This is a genomic window from Amycolatopsis sp. lyj-112 (genome assembly GCF_046549055.1).
Classification (GTDB): Bacteria; Actinomycetota; Actinomycetes; order Mycobacteriales; family Pseudonocardiaceae; genus Amycolatopsis.
Genome location: NZ_JAJPWS010000013.1, coordinates 133,281 through 147,861 on the forward strand (window position 1 = coordinate 133,281; position 14,581 = coordinate 147,861).

The 14,581-nt window shown below is 67.9% G+C and carries 14 protein-coding genes; 9 read left to right on the forward strand and 5 right to left on the reverse strand.

What is annotated here, in order from left to right; all coding sequences use genetic code 11:
- Positions 1–129: 129 nt before the first annotated feature.
- Positions 130–2,424, reverse strand: a complete 2,295-nt coding sequence (locus ACLJRL_RS32980) for a (Fe-S)-binding protein (RefSeq protein ID WP_410660249.1) — start codon at positions 2,422–2,424, stop codon at positions 130–132.
- 239 nt (positions 2,425–2,663) lie between these two features.
- On the opposite strand from ACLJRL_RS32980, the gene ACLJRL_RS32985 reads away from it, so the two are divergent.
- Positions 2,664–3,224, forward strand: coding sequence for a TetR/AcrR family transcriptional regulator (locus tag ACLJRL_RS32985; protein WP_410660250.1), 561 nt, complete (start codon positions 2,664–2,666; stop codon positions 3,222–3,224).
- Between the two features lie 22 nt (positions 3,225–3,246).
- On the forward strand, positions 3,247–3,678 hold the full coding sequence (locus ACLJRL_RS32990; protein ID WP_410660251.1) for a GNAT family N-acetyltransferase: 432 nt from the start codon (positions 3,247–3,249) through the stop codon (positions 3,676–3,678).
- A 63-nt stretch (positions 3,679–3,741) separates the two neighbouring features.
- On the opposite strand, the gene ACLJRL_RS32995 is transcribed toward ACLJRL_RS32990, so the two are convergent.
- Positions 3,742–4,281: a YbhB/YbcL family Raf kinase inhibitor-like protein gene (locus ACLJRL_RS32995; protein ID WP_410660252.1), complete on the reverse strand. Its 540-nt coding sequence runs from the start codon at positions 4,279–4,281 to the stop codon at positions 3,742–3,744.
- Positions 4,282–4,441: 160 nt separating this feature from the next.
- Here ACLJRL_RS32995 and ACLJRL_RS33000 point away from each other — a divergent pair, with 160 nt between their 5' ends.
- The 7 genes from ACLJRL_RS33000 (at position 4,442) to ACLJRL_RS33030 (ending at position 11,803) form a co-directional block, all read left to right on the forward strand.
- Positions 4,442–5,209, forward strand: coding sequence for a DUF4097 family beta strand repeat-containing protein (locus ACLJRL_RS33000; protein ID WP_410660253.1), 768 nt, complete (start codon positions 4,442–4,444; stop codon positions 5,207–5,209).
- 25 nt (positions 5,210–5,234) lie between these two features.
- The gene (locus ACLJRL_RS33005; protein WP_410660254.1) at positions 5,235–5,906 is read left to right on the forward strand and encodes a hypothetical protein; all 672 of its coding nucleotides are present in this window, start codon (positions 5,235–5,237) and stop codon (positions 5,904–5,906) included.
- On the forward strand, positions 5,903–7,345 hold the full coding sequence (locus tag ACLJRL_RS33010; RefSeq protein ID WP_410660255.1) for an alpha/beta hydrolase: 1,443 nt from the start codon (positions 5,903–5,905) through the stop codon (positions 7,343–7,345). Before ACLJRL_RS33005 ends, ACLJRL_RS33010 begins: the two co-directional genes overlap by 4 nt.
- 167 nt (positions 7,346–7,512) lie before the next feature.
- The gene (dnaK, locus tag ACLJRL_RS33015) at positions 7,513–9,396 is read left to right on the forward strand and encodes a molecular chaperone DnaK (protein WP_410660256.1); all 1,884 of its coding nucleotides are present in this window, start codon (positions 7,513–7,515) and stop codon (positions 9,394–9,396) included.
- Positions 9,393–10,166, forward strand: coding sequence for a nucleotide exchange factor GrpE (grpE, locus tag ACLJRL_RS33020; protein WP_410660257.1), 774 nt, complete (start codon positions 9,393–9,395; stop codon positions 10,164–10,166). Before dnaK ends, grpE begins: the two co-directional genes overlap by 4 nt.
- Before the next feature lie 33 nt (positions 10,167–10,199).
- Entirely contained in the window at positions 10,200–11,369 is a 1,170-nt protein-coding gene (gene dnaJ / locus ACLJRL_RS33025) for a molecular chaperone DnaJ (RefSeq protein ID WP_410660258.1), read from the forward strand.
- Between the two features lie 5 nt (positions 11,370–11,374).
- The gene (locus ACLJRL_RS33030; protein WP_410660322.1) at positions 11,375–11,803 is read left to right on the forward strand and encodes a heat shock protein transcriptional repressor HspR; all 429 of its coding nucleotides are present in this window, start codon (positions 11,375–11,377) and stop codon (positions 11,801–11,803) included.
- Positions 11,804–11,870: 67 nt separating this feature from the next.
- On the opposite strand, the gene ACLJRL_RS33035 is transcribed toward ACLJRL_RS33030, so the two are convergent.
- The 3 genes from ACLJRL_RS33035 to ACLJRL_RS33045 form a co-directional block, all read right to left on the reverse strand.
- Positions 11,871–12,476 carry a DUF305 domain-containing protein gene (locus ACLJRL_RS33035; RefSeq protein ID WP_410660259.1) on the reverse strand — a complete coding sequence of 202 codons (606 nt, stop codon included), beginning with the start codon at positions 12,474–12,476 and terminating at the stop codon, positions 11,871–11,873.
- Complete coding sequence (locus tag ACLJRL_RS33040; RefSeq protein ID WP_410660260.1) at positions 12,473–13,222, reverse strand: lytic polysaccharide monooxygenase; 750 nt, start codon at positions 13,220–13,222, stop codon at positions 12,473–12,475. The genes ACLJRL_RS33035 and ACLJRL_RS33040 overlap by 4 nt, the downstream gene beginning before the upstream one ends.
- A gap of 175 nt (positions 13,223–13,397) precedes the next feature.
- On the reverse strand, positions 13,398–14,498 hold the full coding sequence (locus ACLJRL_RS33045; RefSeq protein WP_410660323.1) for an FAD-binding oxidoreductase: 1,101 nt from the start codon (positions 14,496–14,498) through the stop codon (positions 13,398–13,400).
- Between the last annotated feature and the right edge of the window lie 83 nt (positions 14,499–14,581).

Consider the following 14,581-nt stretch of genomic DNA (forward strand, 5'->3'; position numbering starts at 1 on the left):
GAAACGCCAGCTTATCGCCGCCGTGTACCGCCGAACGGGTATCGGAAGGGAATGGTCTAGTCCAAATAAATTCGAAGGGGACTTTCTCTCGCACATAATGCGAGAAAAGTCCCCTCCGGCCTTGACGTTCTACTTGTCCTCCTCCGGAAGCGGGGTTCCGGTGGGCGTTTCGTCGGTCGGCACTTCCGTGTCGCCGTCGAGTTCAGCATCTGAGACGGCGTCCAGTGACGGCGCGCCCGCCGGGACCAGCTGCGGCTCCGGCTTCCGCTTGACCGCGGTCAGCAGCAGCTGCGCGACGTCGACGATCTCGACCTTCTCGCTCGCCTGGCCGTCGGCCTGGCGCGCGGTGAGGCCGTCGTTGAGCATCACCTTGCAGAACGGGCAGCCGGTCGCGATCTTCGACGGCGCGGTGCCGAGCGCCTCGTCCACGCGCTCGACGTTGATCCGCTTGCCGATCTTCTCTTCCATCCACATCCGCGCACCGCCGGCGCCGCAGCACATCGAGCGGTCGCCGTGCCGCGGCATTTCCCGCAGCTGCGCGCCCGAAGCGGTGACGAGCTCGCGCGGAGCGTCGTAGACCTTGTTGTGGCGGCCGAGATAGCAGGGGTCGTGGTAGGTGACGTCCTCGGCGACCGCGGCCACCGGGGTCAGGTGCTTCTCCCGCACCAGGCGGTTGAGCAGCTGCGTGTGGTGCACGACGTCGAACTGGCCGCCCAGTTCCGGGTACTCGTTGGCGAGGGTGTTGAAGCAGTGCGCACAGGTGACGACCACCTTGCGCGCCTTGCGTTCGCGGCCCTCGAACACCGAGTTCAGCACCTCGACGTTCTGCTGCGCGAGCATCTGGAAGAGGAACTCGTTGCCCGCACGGCGGGCCGGGTCACCGGTGCAGGTCTCCTCGGAGCCGAGCACCGTGTACTTGACGCCCGCGATGTGCAGCAGTTCCGCGACGGCGCGCGTCGTCTTCTTCGCGCGGTCCTCGAACGCACCGGCGCAGCCGACCCAGAAGAGGTACTCGGCGTCGCCGAGGTCGCCGTCGAACACCGGCACCTCGAACTCCAGGTCCTCGGTCCAGGCGAGCCGGTCCTTGGCGTTCTGGCCCCACGGGTTGCCCTTGTTCTCCAGGTTCTTGAACATGCCGTTCAGCTCGCTGGGGAACGACGACTCGATCATCACCTGGTACCGGCGCATGTCGACGATGTGGTCGACGTGCTCGATGTCCACCGGGCACTGCTCGACGCAGGCACCGCAGGAGGTGCAGGACCACAGCACGTCGGGGTCGATGACGCCGCCGTCGTCGCCGATGAGCGCCTTCTGCGACTCCGCGATCGCGAGCACGTCGATGCCCGCGTACATGTCGTCGCCGGACAGGCCGACCTCGTCGCCCGCCATGTCGCGCTTGCCGCCCGCGAGCAGGTACGGCGCCTTCGCGTAGGCGTGGTCGCGAAGCTGCGTGATGAGCAGCTTCGGCGAAAGCGGCTTACCGGTGTTCCACGCGGGGCACTGCGACTGGCAACGGCCGCATTCGGTGCAGGTGGAGAAGTCGAGCCAGCCCTTCCAGCTGAAGTCCTCGACCTTGCCGACGCCGAAGGTGTCCTCGTCCGGGTCCGCCTCTTCGAGGTCGAGGACCTTGCCGTTGCTCATCATCGGCTTGAGCGCGCCGAGCGCGACGCCGCCGTCGGCCTCGCGCTTGAAGTAGATGTTGAAGAAGGCGCTGAACCGGTGCCAGGCGATGCCCATGGTCATCGTGCGGGCGATGACGATCAGCCAGATCGTGGCGCTCATCAGCTTGACGAACGCGAACACCGAGACCAGGTTCGGGCTGGCGGGCAGCAGCAGGCCGACCGGGTGCGAGACGAACGCGGCCCAGACCGGGGTGTCGTGGACGTGCAGCGCGGACTTCGCGGCGCGGACGCCGATGATGCCGATGCCCTCGATGAGCACGACGGCTTCGATGAAGTACGCCCACTTGAAGTTGGAGCCCTGGAAGCGGGACTGCCGGTCGGCGCGGCGCGGGTGGTTCTTCTGGCGCACCCAGATCAGGACCAGGATGCCGACGATGGTGCCGACCCCGAGCAGTTCCATGAGCAGCTGGAACAGCGACCAGTCGTCGAGGATGGGCCAGCCCCAGGTGGGGACGAAGACCTCGCCGTACGCCTCGAACAGGGCGAGCGACCCGATCAGGAAGCCCCACATGACCAGCCAGTGGGCCGGGCCGACGCTCTTGACCTTGTTCATCCGGGTGTGCGCGGCGAATTCCTTGATCAAGGTCTTCATCCGCGCCGTGATCGGGCCGTTGCGGGTCGAGTCCGGCTGACCGAGGCGGATCACCCGCACGAAGCGGGCGATGGTCGCGAAGAACATTCCCCAGGCGACGACGCCGAGCAGGACCGCGATCCCGCCGAGCGTCAGCTGTACAGCGCCCATCGTCGGGTGCCTTTCGTCCGAATGAAGCGTGTGGTGGTTCGGGCAGACTAATGCTTCTTACTGATGGGTAACCCACTGACCGCGCCCAAGTCCCACCGATGTGGTGTACGCCTCTCTTTGTTTTAGGACGATCGTCCAGGTAGTTTTTGTGACGCGAGCGCACCTTCTGCTCGCGTTGGCCATTGCCGTAGAGGCGCCCCCGTGGTGTCGTGTTGATCGAGGTCGGGAGCGCGCACCAAGTGAAGATCCAGGTCGACGGCCGGAAGGCCCGCGGGGAGAAGCGGCGCGAGGAGATCATCGCGGCGGCGCTGCGCGTGATCGAACGCGACGGCGTCGCCGGCGTCACGCACCGGACGGTCGCCACCGAGGCGGGCGTGCCGACGGCCTCGACGACGTACCACTTCTCCAGCCTCGACGACCTGCTGATCGCGACCCTCATCTCGTGCGCCAGGGATATGGCGACCGAGGTCTACTGGATGATCGACCGCGCCCGTTCCCGCGGCAGCCGCGGCGCCGAAGAGGTCGCCGGGCTGCTCGCGCAGGCGCTGGGCCCGCAGCGAGGCCGGACGATGGCGGAGTACGAGCTGTACCTGCTGGCCGCGCGCAAACCCGAGCTGCGGCCCGCCGCGCGGCGCTGGCTGGACGTGCTCACCTCGATGGTCCGGCACGACGACGAGGTCGCCTTCCGGGTGTTCCTCGCCGGTATCGACGGCCTGCTGATCCAGGGCCTCATCGACGACGAGCCGCCCTCGGCCGATGAGCTGCGGCCGGTGGTGGACTACCTCCTGAAACCCCGTTGACCCTCCCGGTAACTTTCGGATCATGAGGACTGTCGGCGACTACGAACTGGACGACGACCCGGCGCGGGTGGATCTCGAAGTGGTGTGGAAGTTCCTCTCCACCGACGCCTACTGGGGCAAGTGGCGTGACCGGGAGATGATCGAGAAGGTCGTCCGGAACTCGTGGCGCGTCGTCGGCGCGTACGAGACTTCGAGCGGCCGTCTGGTCGGGTTCGCGCGGGCGTTCTCGGACAGCATCGGCAGCGCCTACCTCGCGGACGTCTTCGTCGTCGAAGAGGCGCGCGGCACGGGACTGGGCAAGGAACTGGTCCGGGAGATGGTCGACAACGGGCCGGGCGCCGAGTTCCGGTGGATGCTGCACACCGCCGACGCGCACGACCTCTACCGCCCGTTCGGCTTCGGTGACCCCCCGGCCGGCCAGTACATGGAACGGTCCCGCCCTAAAGGTGCGTGAGGGCCACCCTCAGGGACTCTGAGTCCCTGAGGGTGGCCCTCACGCGCTTGGGGAAGCTTGCGCTCAGCCCTTGTTTTCGTACAGGGCGGTGAGGGTGGCCCGGGCGATGCCGTGGCCGAAGATGTTGAAGCCGAGGAAAGCGGGCGTCGCGTCTTCGCCGACTTCCAGCTTCTCGACGTCGAGCGCGTGCACCGTGAAGATGTACCGGTGCGGCCCGTGCCCGGGAGGCGGGGCGGCGCCGAGGAACTGCTTCACGCCGCCGTCCCCCTTCAGGGTGATGGCGCCCTCCGGCAGCCCGGACCCGGCCTCGTCGCCCGCGTTCGCCGCCAGCGCGGTCACCGACGCGGGGATGTCGAACACGGCCCAGTGCCAGAAACCGCTCGCGGTCGGGGCGTCAGGGTCGTAACAAGTCACGGCGAAACTCTTGGTCTCGGCGGGAAAGCCGTCCCACGAGAGCTGCGGTGACCGATCTTCGCCGCCCGCGCCGAAGATCCCGGACACCTGGGGTGTCGGCAGGAAGCCGCCTTCCTCGATGTCGGTGCTGCTCACCGTGAAGGCAGGCAGATCGGGCAGGAAGTCGTACGGATCGGGTGCCTGCGGCATGCGTCCTCCTGGGTGTGGAACCGGTGACTCCGCCAGGTTAGGACCCCGAGGACCCCGGCGCGGGATCAGGGACGATCCCGGGGGTTACCCCTATGTTCAGTCCGCCGCGGTGCCCTTAGCGTCGAGCTACACGAAACCTGCTCCGGAGGGACTCAAGACCATGGCGCGCCCACTCCTCGCAATCGGAGGCATCGCCCTGATCGGCGTCGGTGTCTTCACCGGCCTCGGCTGGTGGTGGCCGTCCGACGCGGAGGCGACCGCCGAACTGACCCAGACGATCAAGAGTGTCCGCATCGAAAACGGCGAGGGCGGCATCAAGATCCGTACGGGCAACGGTCCGGCGAAGGTCCACCAGGAGTTCGAGTACCGCTGGAACAAGCCGGGTGACGCCTTCCGCATGGACGGCGACACCCTGGTCCTGGCGGACTGCGGGAACAACTGCGAGGTCCGCTACGACGTGATGATCCCGGCGGGTATCCCGGTCACGGGCAGCCTCGACTCGGGGTCGCTCGACATCGCCGGTGTGTCCACTGTGGACGTCCGCGTCGACAGTGGCAGCGTCGAGGTGAGCGACGTCCCCGGCACGGTGAAGGTGCAGTCCGACTCCGGCCGCGTGGAACTCGCGAACATCGGGCAGGACGCCACCGTCAACGCGAGTTCCGGCTCGATCAAGGGCGAGCGGCTCGGCGGCAACGTCGACGTGCGCGCCGACAGCGGCCGTATCGAACTCGAACTGGTCAAGGCCGCCAACGTCAAGGCGCAGAGCGACAGCGGCTCGATCGAGGTCACCGTCCCGTCGGGCGACTACAACGTCACCGGCAGCTCCGACAGCGGCAGGCGCGACATCGACGTGAACCAGACCAGCTCGGCCCAGTACAAGCTCGATCTCAACACCGACAGCGGAAGCGTCAAGGTCCAAGCGGCCTGACGGACAATCGGGGGAACTCTTTCTCATGGGGAACAAAGAACGGCGCGTCCTCGGCGCGCTCGCACTCGGTGCGCTGGTGGCCTTCGGCATCGTCGGCTGCACCATCGAACGCCGCGAGACGCTGAGCGACGGCGAGCCCGTCACGGCGCAGATCACCGCGATCCGGGTGGACGTCCCGACCGGCCGGGTCGACGTCCGGGTGGAGGACGGGGCCCCGGTGTCGCTGCGCCGCGAGGTGACTTACACCGGGCGGAATCCCGGCAAGACGCACAGCGTCGAGAACGGCACGCTGGTCCTCGGCGGCTGCAGCCAGTGCGGGGTCGAATACGAGGTCGTGATCCCGCGTGAAATGGCGGTCTCCGGCGGAATCGGCACCGGCACGGTCCGGCTCGCCCGCGCCGCCGCGGTGGATCTCCGGGGCGAAACCGGGAATCTCGAGGTCCTGAGTTCGACCGGTCCGGTGAAACTGACCACCGGTACCGGGGATATCGAGGTCGGGCTGGCCAGGCCGGGTGCGGTCACCGCGAAGGCCGATACCGGGAAGGTCACCGTCACTGTTCCCGATGGCGCGTATCGCATCAACGCCAGCGCGGACACCGGTGGTGTCGAGACCGGCGGTGTGCGGCAGGACCAGGCTTCGCCGAACGTCCTGGACCTCAGGGCGGGCACCGGCAAGGTCACGGTGAAGCCGGTATGAGGACGGCCACGAAGGCGCTCGCCGCCGTCATCGCCCTGACCCTTCTTCCGCTTTCCGCGCTGCCGGCGTCCGCCGCGCCGCGGCTCGACTGGAAACCGTGCGCGACCGAAGCGTCGCCGACCCTCGAATGCGCGGACCTCGTTGTCCCGCTGGACCGGACGAGCGGCAAGACGATTTCGATCGCGCTGGCGAAACTGCCCGCGACCGATCCCGCGCGCCGCATCGGCTCCCTGCTGACGAACCCGGGCGGACCGGGCGGTTCCGGGGTCGAGGTGCTCAAGTACGGCGGCCAGGGCTTCGCGCTGGACAAACCGGAAATGGCCGAGGCGCGGCAGCGGTTCGACGTCATCGGCTTCGACCCGCGCGGTGTCGGGAACAGCAAACCCGCGGTCAGCTGCGGGCCGAACCTGCACGACCCCGCGGTCAGCCGGTTCCCGAAGAGCCGCGCGGACTACGAAAAGCTCATCGCGCACAACCGGGCTTCCGGCCAGGACTGTCTCAAGAGGACCGGACCGGAATTGTCCCATGTGGACACCTGGAGCGCCGCCGAGGACATCGAGTCGATCCGGGTCGCCCTCGGCGAACCGAAGGTCAACTGGCTCGGCGTCTCCTACGGGACGGAACTCGGCGCGGCGTACGCGGAGAAGTACCCGAAGCGGATCCGGACGATGGTGCTCGACGGCGCCGTCGACCACTCGCGGCCGACGCGCCAGGCCGTCCTCGACGAAGCCGTCGCGACCGAACGGGCGCTGAACGACTTCGCGAAGTGGTGCACGACGTCGGACGAGTGCGTGCTTCGCGGCAAAGACGTCCTCGCGACCTACGACGCGCTCATGCGGACGCCCGGAGGTGTCCCTTCGAAGCAACTCGGCCGCAACGTGACCGCCGAGGAGATGTCGTCCGGGGCCTACGGCTACCTGACCCTGCCGTTCCTGTGGCCCTACCTGGCCAAGGGGATCGAGGCCGCGACGGCCGGGAAGCCGGACGCCTACGGCCTCCTGCCCCACTCCCAGCTGGACCCGACGTACGGCGCGTATCGCTCCATCGGCTGCCACGACTTCGGCTCGCCCTTCACCGGGTACGCCGACCTGAAGGCCATGGAACTGACCGTGAAGGTCCTCGCGCCGCACAGCTGGCGGTATTCGGAGTTCTGGGACATGGCGAGCGGCTGTGCCGGCTGGCCCGTCGCGTCGGCCTACCTGCCGCGACCGCAGAAGGTCCGTGGCGCGGCGCCGATCCTCGTGGTCGGTGGCGAGCACGATCCGGCCACGCCGCTGGTGTGGGCCCGAGGGCTCGCGCGGAACATCGAGAATTCGGCGTTGCTGGTCGACGCCGGGTACGGGCACACCGGTCTGCTCAACTCGGCCTGTGTCCGCACCGAAGAGGTGAAATACCTGGTGAGCGGGCTCACACCCGGTCCCGGCATGGTCTGCCGGTAGGTCGGGAACAAGAAGCCCAGGTCGCTCGTTGAGCCGGGTACAAGGTTGAGTGCAGGTGGCTCAAGTCTGGCTTGACGGAAGCCGCACCATCCGGATAGAACTTGCGTAGTACCCACTCAAGGTGGGATCGAACACCCAGGTCACAAGCAAAGCAGGAGGATCACACCATGGCGCGAGCGGTCGGCATCGACCTCGGCACGACCAACTCGGTCGTAGCCGTCCTTGAGGGCGGCGAGCCGACGGTCATCGCCAACTCCGAAGGTTCCCGCACCACCCCGTCCGTCGTCGCCTTCGCCAAGAACGGCGAAGTGCTGACCGGACAGCCGGCGAAGAACCAGGCCGTGACGAACGTCGACCGCACCATCCGGTCGGTCAAGCGGCACGTCGGCACGGACTGGAAGACCGAGATCGACGGCAAGTCCTACACCTCGCAGGAGATCAGCGCCCGCGTGCTGATGAAGCTCAAGCGGGACGCCGAGGCGTACCTGGGCGAGACCATCACCGACGCGGTCATCACCGTCCCCGCCTACTTCGAGGACGCACAGCGGCAGGCCACCAAGGAGGCCGGGCAGATCGCCGGCCTGAACGTGCTCCGCATCGTCAACGAGCCGACCGCGGCCGCGCTGGCGTACGGCCTGGACAAGGGCGAGAAGGAACAGACCATCCTGGTCTTCGACCTCGGTGGCGGCACGTTCGACGTCTCGCTGCTGGAGATCGGCGAGGGCGTCGTCGAGGTCCGCGCGACCTCCGGTGACAACCACCTCGGTGGTGACGACTGGGACGAGCGCATCGTCACCTGGCTGGTCGACAAGTTCAAGTCGTCGAGCGGCATCGACCTCACCAAGGACAAGATGGCGCTCCAGCGCATCCGTGAGGCCGCCGAGAAGGCGAAGATCGAGCTGTCCAGCTCGAACTCCGCGGGCATCAACCTGCCGTACATCACCGTGGACGGCGACAAGAACCCGCTGTTCCTCGACGAGCAGCTTTCCCGCGCCGAGTTCCAGAAGATCACCTCGGACCTGCTCGAGCGCACCCGCAAGCCGTTCAACAACGTCATCCGTGACGCGGGTGTCGCTGTCGGCGACATCGACCACGTCGTGCTCGTCGGTGGTTCCACCCGCATGCCCGCCGTGTCGGACCTGGTCAAGGAGCTGACCGGCGGCCGCGAGCCGAACAAGGGCGTCAACCCGGACGAGGTCGTCGCCGTCGGCGCCGCGCTGCAGGCCGGCGTGCTCAAGGGCGAGGTCAAGGACGTCCTGCTGCTCGACGTGACCCCGCTTTCGCTGGGCATCGAGACCAAGGGCGGGGTGTTCACCAAGCTCATCGAGCGCAACACCACGATCCCGACCAAGCGTTCGGAGATCTTCTCCACCGCGGACGACAACCAGCCGTCGGTGCAGATCCAGGTGTTCCAGGGTGAGCGCGAGATCGCCGCGCACAACAAGAAGCTCGGCATGTTCGAGCTGACCGGCCTGCCGCCCGCCCCGCGTGGCGTGCCGCAGATCGAGGTCACCTTCGACATCGACGCCAACGGCATCGTGCACGTCCTCGCGAAGGACCTGGGCACGAACAAGGAGCAGTCGATGACGATCACCGGTGGCTCCGCGCTGCCGAAGGACGACATCGAGCGCATGGTCAAGGACGCCGAGGCGCACGCCGAAGAGGACAAGCAGCGCCGCGAGGAGGCGGAGACCCGCAACCAGGCGGAGACCCTCGTCTACCAGACGGAGAAGTTCGTCAAGGACAACGACGAGAAGCTGCCCGAGGACCTCAAGGGCAAGGTCAAGACCGCGATCGACGAGGCCAACGAGGCGCTCAAGGGCACCGACTCGGCGAAGATCCGCGAGTCCATCGAGAAGCTGAACACCGCTTCGCAGGAACTCGGCACGGCGCTCTACGCCAACGCGGCGGGCAACGCCGCCGATGAGGCCGCCGCGGGCGAAGGCGCGACCGGTGCCGCCGGTGGCACCGCGGGCGCCGGCTCGCAGGCCAAGGCCGATGACGTCGTTGACGCCGAAATCGTCGAAGAGGACGAGAAGGACAAGAAGTGACTGAACGCTACGACGAAACCGCGGGCCGGGGCCCGGAGGAACCGGTAGTCGTGCGGGACCGTCGGCGGATCGATCCGCTGACCGGTGAAATCCGCCCGGCCGCCCCGGCCGCCGAAAATCAGGATGGCCCCAAGCACGCCGCCCCGATCGACGAAGCCGTGGAGCCCTTGGCCCCCATCGAGCCGGAGCCCGCGACCCACGCGGGCCCCGGCCTCGGGGATTCCCTGGTGGACGATTCGGTGTCGGTGGCGTCCGGCCTGGAGAAGGAGCTGGCGGAACGCACCGCCGACCTCCAGCGTCTCCAGGCGGAGTACGCCAACTACCGCAAGCGGGTGGACCGCGACCGCGAACAGGTCGTCGCCGGCGCGAAGGCGTCGGTCGTCGGTGACCTGCTCCCGCTGCTCGACGACCTCGAGCGCGCGGAGCAGCACGGCGACCTGACCGGCGCTTTCAAGGCCGTCGGCGAAAAGCTGGTCGGCAGCCTGCAGCGCTCGGGTCTGGAGCCGTTCGGAACCGAAGGCGAGCCCTTCGACCCGAGCGTGCACCAGGCGGTCCAGCACAGCACGTCGCCGGACGTCGCGGGCCCGACGGTCACCACCGTCATGCGCCGCGGTTACCGCTTCGGCGAGCGCGTCCTGCGTCCGGCGATGGTCGGGGTCACCGACCACGAGCCCGGTGCGGCTCCGGTGGCCGAGGCCGTCCCGGTGGACCCGCCCGTGGGCGGCGAGCTCCCGCTCGACGGTGAGCTCTTCGATGAGAACAACCGCTGATCAGCGAAACGGCGTGAAAGGAGGAGACGTTCGGTGAGTGCACGGGAATGGATCGGTAAGGACTTCTACCGTGAGCTGGGCGTCTCCTCCGACGCCACCGCGGACGAGATCAAGAAGGCCTATCGCAAGCTGGCCAAGGAGAACCACCCCGACGCCAACGCGGGCAACGCGGAGGCGGAGAAGAAGTTCAAGGCGGTCTCCGAGGCCTACGGTGTGCTTTCCGACGCGTCCAAGCGCAAGGAGTACGACGAGGCACGTCGCCTCTTCGGCTCCGGCGGCCCGGGTGGTTTCGGCTTCCCGGGTGGTGGCGGTGGCGGTGGTTTCGACGTCGGCGACATCTTCGGGCAGCAGGGCCAGCAGCAGGCCGGTTTCGGCGGGCTCGGCGACATCCTCGGCGGTCTCTTCGGCCGCCGCGGCGCCGCCGGTGCCACGGCGAACCGGCCGCAGCGCGGCGCGGACGTCGAGACCGACGTCCGGATCGACTTCACCGAGGCGGTCAAGGGCGCGACCCTGCCGCTGCGGCTGTCGAGCCCGGCGACCTGTTCGACCTGTAGCGGCAGCGGCGCGAAGCCGGGGACTTCCCCGAGGACGTGTTCGACCTGCCAGGGGTCCGGGCTGGTCAGCCGGAGCCAGGGCGCTTTCGCCTTCTCCGAGCCGTGCCGCGATTGCCGCGGCCGCGGCACGATCATCGACGACCCCTGCCCGGAATGCGCGGGCGAGGGCATCAGCACCCGCACCCGCACGCTGACCGTGCGGATCCCGCCGGGCGTCAACGACGACCAGCGGATCCGGCTCGCCGGCCAGGGTGAACCGGGCCGCGGCGGCGCGCAGCCGGGCGATCTGTACGTCCGCGTGCACGTCGCACCGCATCCGGTGTTCGGGCGGCAGAATCTCGACCTGACGATCTCCGTGCCGGTGTCCTTCGCGGAACTGGCCCTCGGCGGCACGATCACCGTGCCGACGCTCGAGGGCAAGGTCTCGCTGAAGGTGCCGCAGGGCACGGCGAGCGGCCGCGTGCTTCGTGTGCGAGGCAAGGGAATCGCGAAACGGGACGGTGCGCAGGGCGATCTGCTGGTCACCCTGCAGGCGTCCATTCCGTCCAAAATGGACGACAAGGCCCGTGAGGCCCTGGAGGCCTACGCGGAGGCCATGTCCGAGCACGACCCACGACCGGAGATCACCGAACTTCTCGAAGGCAGGTGAGCATGATGTTCGGCGGGCTTCCGAACGATGCGGACGAGGACACCCCGGTGTTCGTCATCTCCGTCGCGGCGCAGCTTTCCGGCCTGCACGCGCAGACCCTGCGGTCCTATGACCGGCAGGGGCTCGTGTCCCCGGGCCGGACTTCGGGCGGTGGACGGCGCTATTCCATGCGGGATATCGCGTTGCTGCGCGAAGTGCAGCGACTGTCCCAATCGGACGGTGTCAACCTCGCCGGCATCAAGCGGATCATCGAGCTGGAGAACCAGGTCGACGCGCTCCGGGCGCGGATCGCGGAACTGACCGAAGAGGTCAGGGCCGCGTATCTCACCGCCGAACAGACGGCCGCGACCGTGCACGCCTCCTACCGCAAGGACCTCGTGACCTTGAGGCAGCAGACGGCACTCGTGGTCTGGAAACCCAAGAGGCGCAATTAGTCCTCTACTTGCCTGACGCCTTCCGGCGCCTGACCACGGTCAGAAGGCAAGTAGAGGACTAATTGCGTCATTGGCCGGGAACAAGAGCGCGGAGCTGCTGGACTTCGCCGGTGCGCGAGTCGACGACTCGCTGAGCGAAGGCCTTCGAGTCCGGGTTCTTGCCGTCCTTCAATTCCGTCCTCGCCAGCGCGACCCCGTTGTGCTGGTGCGCGACGAGGATGTCCACGAAGTCGAGGGTGAACTCCGGGCCATCCTTTTTGGACAGTGCTTCGAGCAGGCCCTTGTCCGTGAGCCCGTCGCCGCCGTGGTGATGGTGCGCGTGCGGATCCACCGAGCCGGTCTCGGGTTTGCCCCAGGCCTTCAGCCGGTTCCGCAGGTCGGACGTCTCGGACTGCTGCGTCGCCTCGATGGCCGCCGCGAGGTCCTTGAGCGGTTGCTGCTGCGCCTGTTTGGCGTGCACCAGCTTGACGATCTCCACCCCCTGATCGTTGTGGGCGGCCATCATCTGCAGGAACATCACGTCGGCGTCGTTGTACTCCGCGGACGCCGGGGCACCCGTGGCCGACTGGGGCACCGGGGAGAGCGGAGCACCGGCGGTGGAAGGTGAGCCATCACCGGTCCCGCAGCCCGCGAGGGCCACGAGACCGGCGACGAGAATCAGGCGGAACTTCACTGGCGAGTCCACAACGCCGGGGTGTTCGGCGGCTCCCAGCCCTGGATCGCCGTATGTGCCAGCTGGCAGCGGTAGCTCTGGCCGCCGTAGGTGACCGTGCTGCCGACCGAGTAGGCCGCGCCCGCCGCCCAGGTGCCGCCCGTGGGCGGGTTGGTGGTGCTGGACGGAGGATTCTGCGTCGTCGTGGCCGGCGGGTTGCTGGTGGTGGTGGTCGGCGGGTTGCCGCCCCCGCCGATCTGCAGGTCGATGCAGCTGTAGAAGGCCATCGGGGTGTCCGCGATGTTCCAGATGGCGAGCACCTTCTGGCGGCCGCTGAACCCGCTCAGGTTCACCGTGTGCGACGTCGGGTCCTTCGGCGCGGCGTTGTTGCCGCTGATGTCGGCGACCTTGGTGCCGCCGATGTAGTACTCGTAGTTCGTGGTCCGGTGGTAGGCGGTGAACTTCCAGTTGAAGGTCACGCTGTTGCCGACCGAGGCGGCGGGCCACGGCTTCGATTCGTCGTTGAGCTGCGCGAATCCCGGGACTCCGCCGTTGCAGCTGCGGAGGCCCTTGGGCCCTTCGACGCTCTGTGGTTCGTAGACGATGCTGCCGCAACCCGAGACTTTGCCCTGTGCGCAGTTCGCCTGGCGGCTGGGCGGGGACAACACGTAGCCGTGCGCGCTGGCCACCTGCGGGATGGCCACGATGGCGATCGGGGCGAGGATCGCACCGGCGGCGGCTGCCATGAGTTTGCGTTTGACGGTCATGCCGGCTCCTGGGATGGAACGACGGTGTTCCCGTGAAGGGGAGCAAGGTGGTCTAGAGCAATGTGGTCTAGACCATAAATCCGCCCGAGACCGCGGTCAATGATTCGCCGACCTACTGGTCCGGACAGCCCAGGCATAGCGGCTGATCGGCCTAATACGGACGAACTACCCGCGCTCAGTCCAGGGTGAAGGGGTCGTACTTGATCCTCGCCAGGTCGGTGCCGCCGGCGAGCAGCTTCGCGATGGTGGCGCGGATCATCGACGGCGAGCCGGCGACGAACACGTCGCGGTCCTTCCAGCCGCCGCGCTGGGCGACCGCCGCGGAGAGGGTGCCTCGATCGCCGCCGGCGATGGTGCCTTCCTCGGTCACGGGGGTCACTGTCAGCCAAGGGCACATGACGGCCAGTCCGCGGAGGTCGTCGAGGGCGTAGAGGTCTTCCGGCTTCCGGCCGCCGAAGAACAGGTGCACCGGCGGGTTGTGCTTCCAGCGCGACATCTCGTCGAGGATCGCGAGCAGCGGGGCGACACCGGTGCCGCCGCCGATCATCAGCAGCGGCCGGCTTTCGGTGTGATGGACCGAAAGCGCGCCCAGTGACGGGCCGAGGCGCCAGACGTCGCCGACCCTGGTGTGGTGGACGATCGCGCGCGAGACCCAGCCGCCGCGTACGGCGTGCACGTGGAACTCCATCGTCCCGTCGTCGTGCGGCGCGTTCGCCGGCGAGAAGTACCGCCACATCCGGGGCCGCTGCGGGACTTCGACGCTGACGTAACCGCCGGCCCGATAAGGCAGCGGCTGTTCGGTCCGCACCTTGATGACGGCGACGTCGCGGGCGGCGCGGCGGTGCTCGACCACGGTGGCCTTCCACCACGCGGGGCCGACCTCCTTGCCCGCGGCTTCCCGCATGCTCTTCGCGATGATGCCGTACGCGGTGACCCAGGCGTCCTCGAGTTCGGGCGTCCAGTCGTCCTTCAGGAACCGTTTGAGGGCGGCGATCAACGCGACGCCGACGGCGTCATAATGCCGGCCGAGCACGTCGAACTTCCGGTGGTCGCGGCCGAGCTGGCAGAGAAAGGTGGTCAGCTCGTCGGGCCGGTCCACCATCTGTACGACGTAGACCAAGGCCCGCAGCAGGCGATTCCTTTGTGTCGCCATGTTGATCGGGAACAACGCCCTGGCGTCCGGCGAAACGGAGAAGAGGACCCCGTAGAAGTACTGGGACAGCTCGTCGGCTTTCGCTTCGACAGAAGCAAAACTCTCTCTGATGAGTTCGGCCATCCGAACGGTCTTGTCGGCCGCCGGCACTTCGACCAGGGGCGGGACCGGAACGGGGACGGTGTCAGGTGGCCGGGTTCTCGACG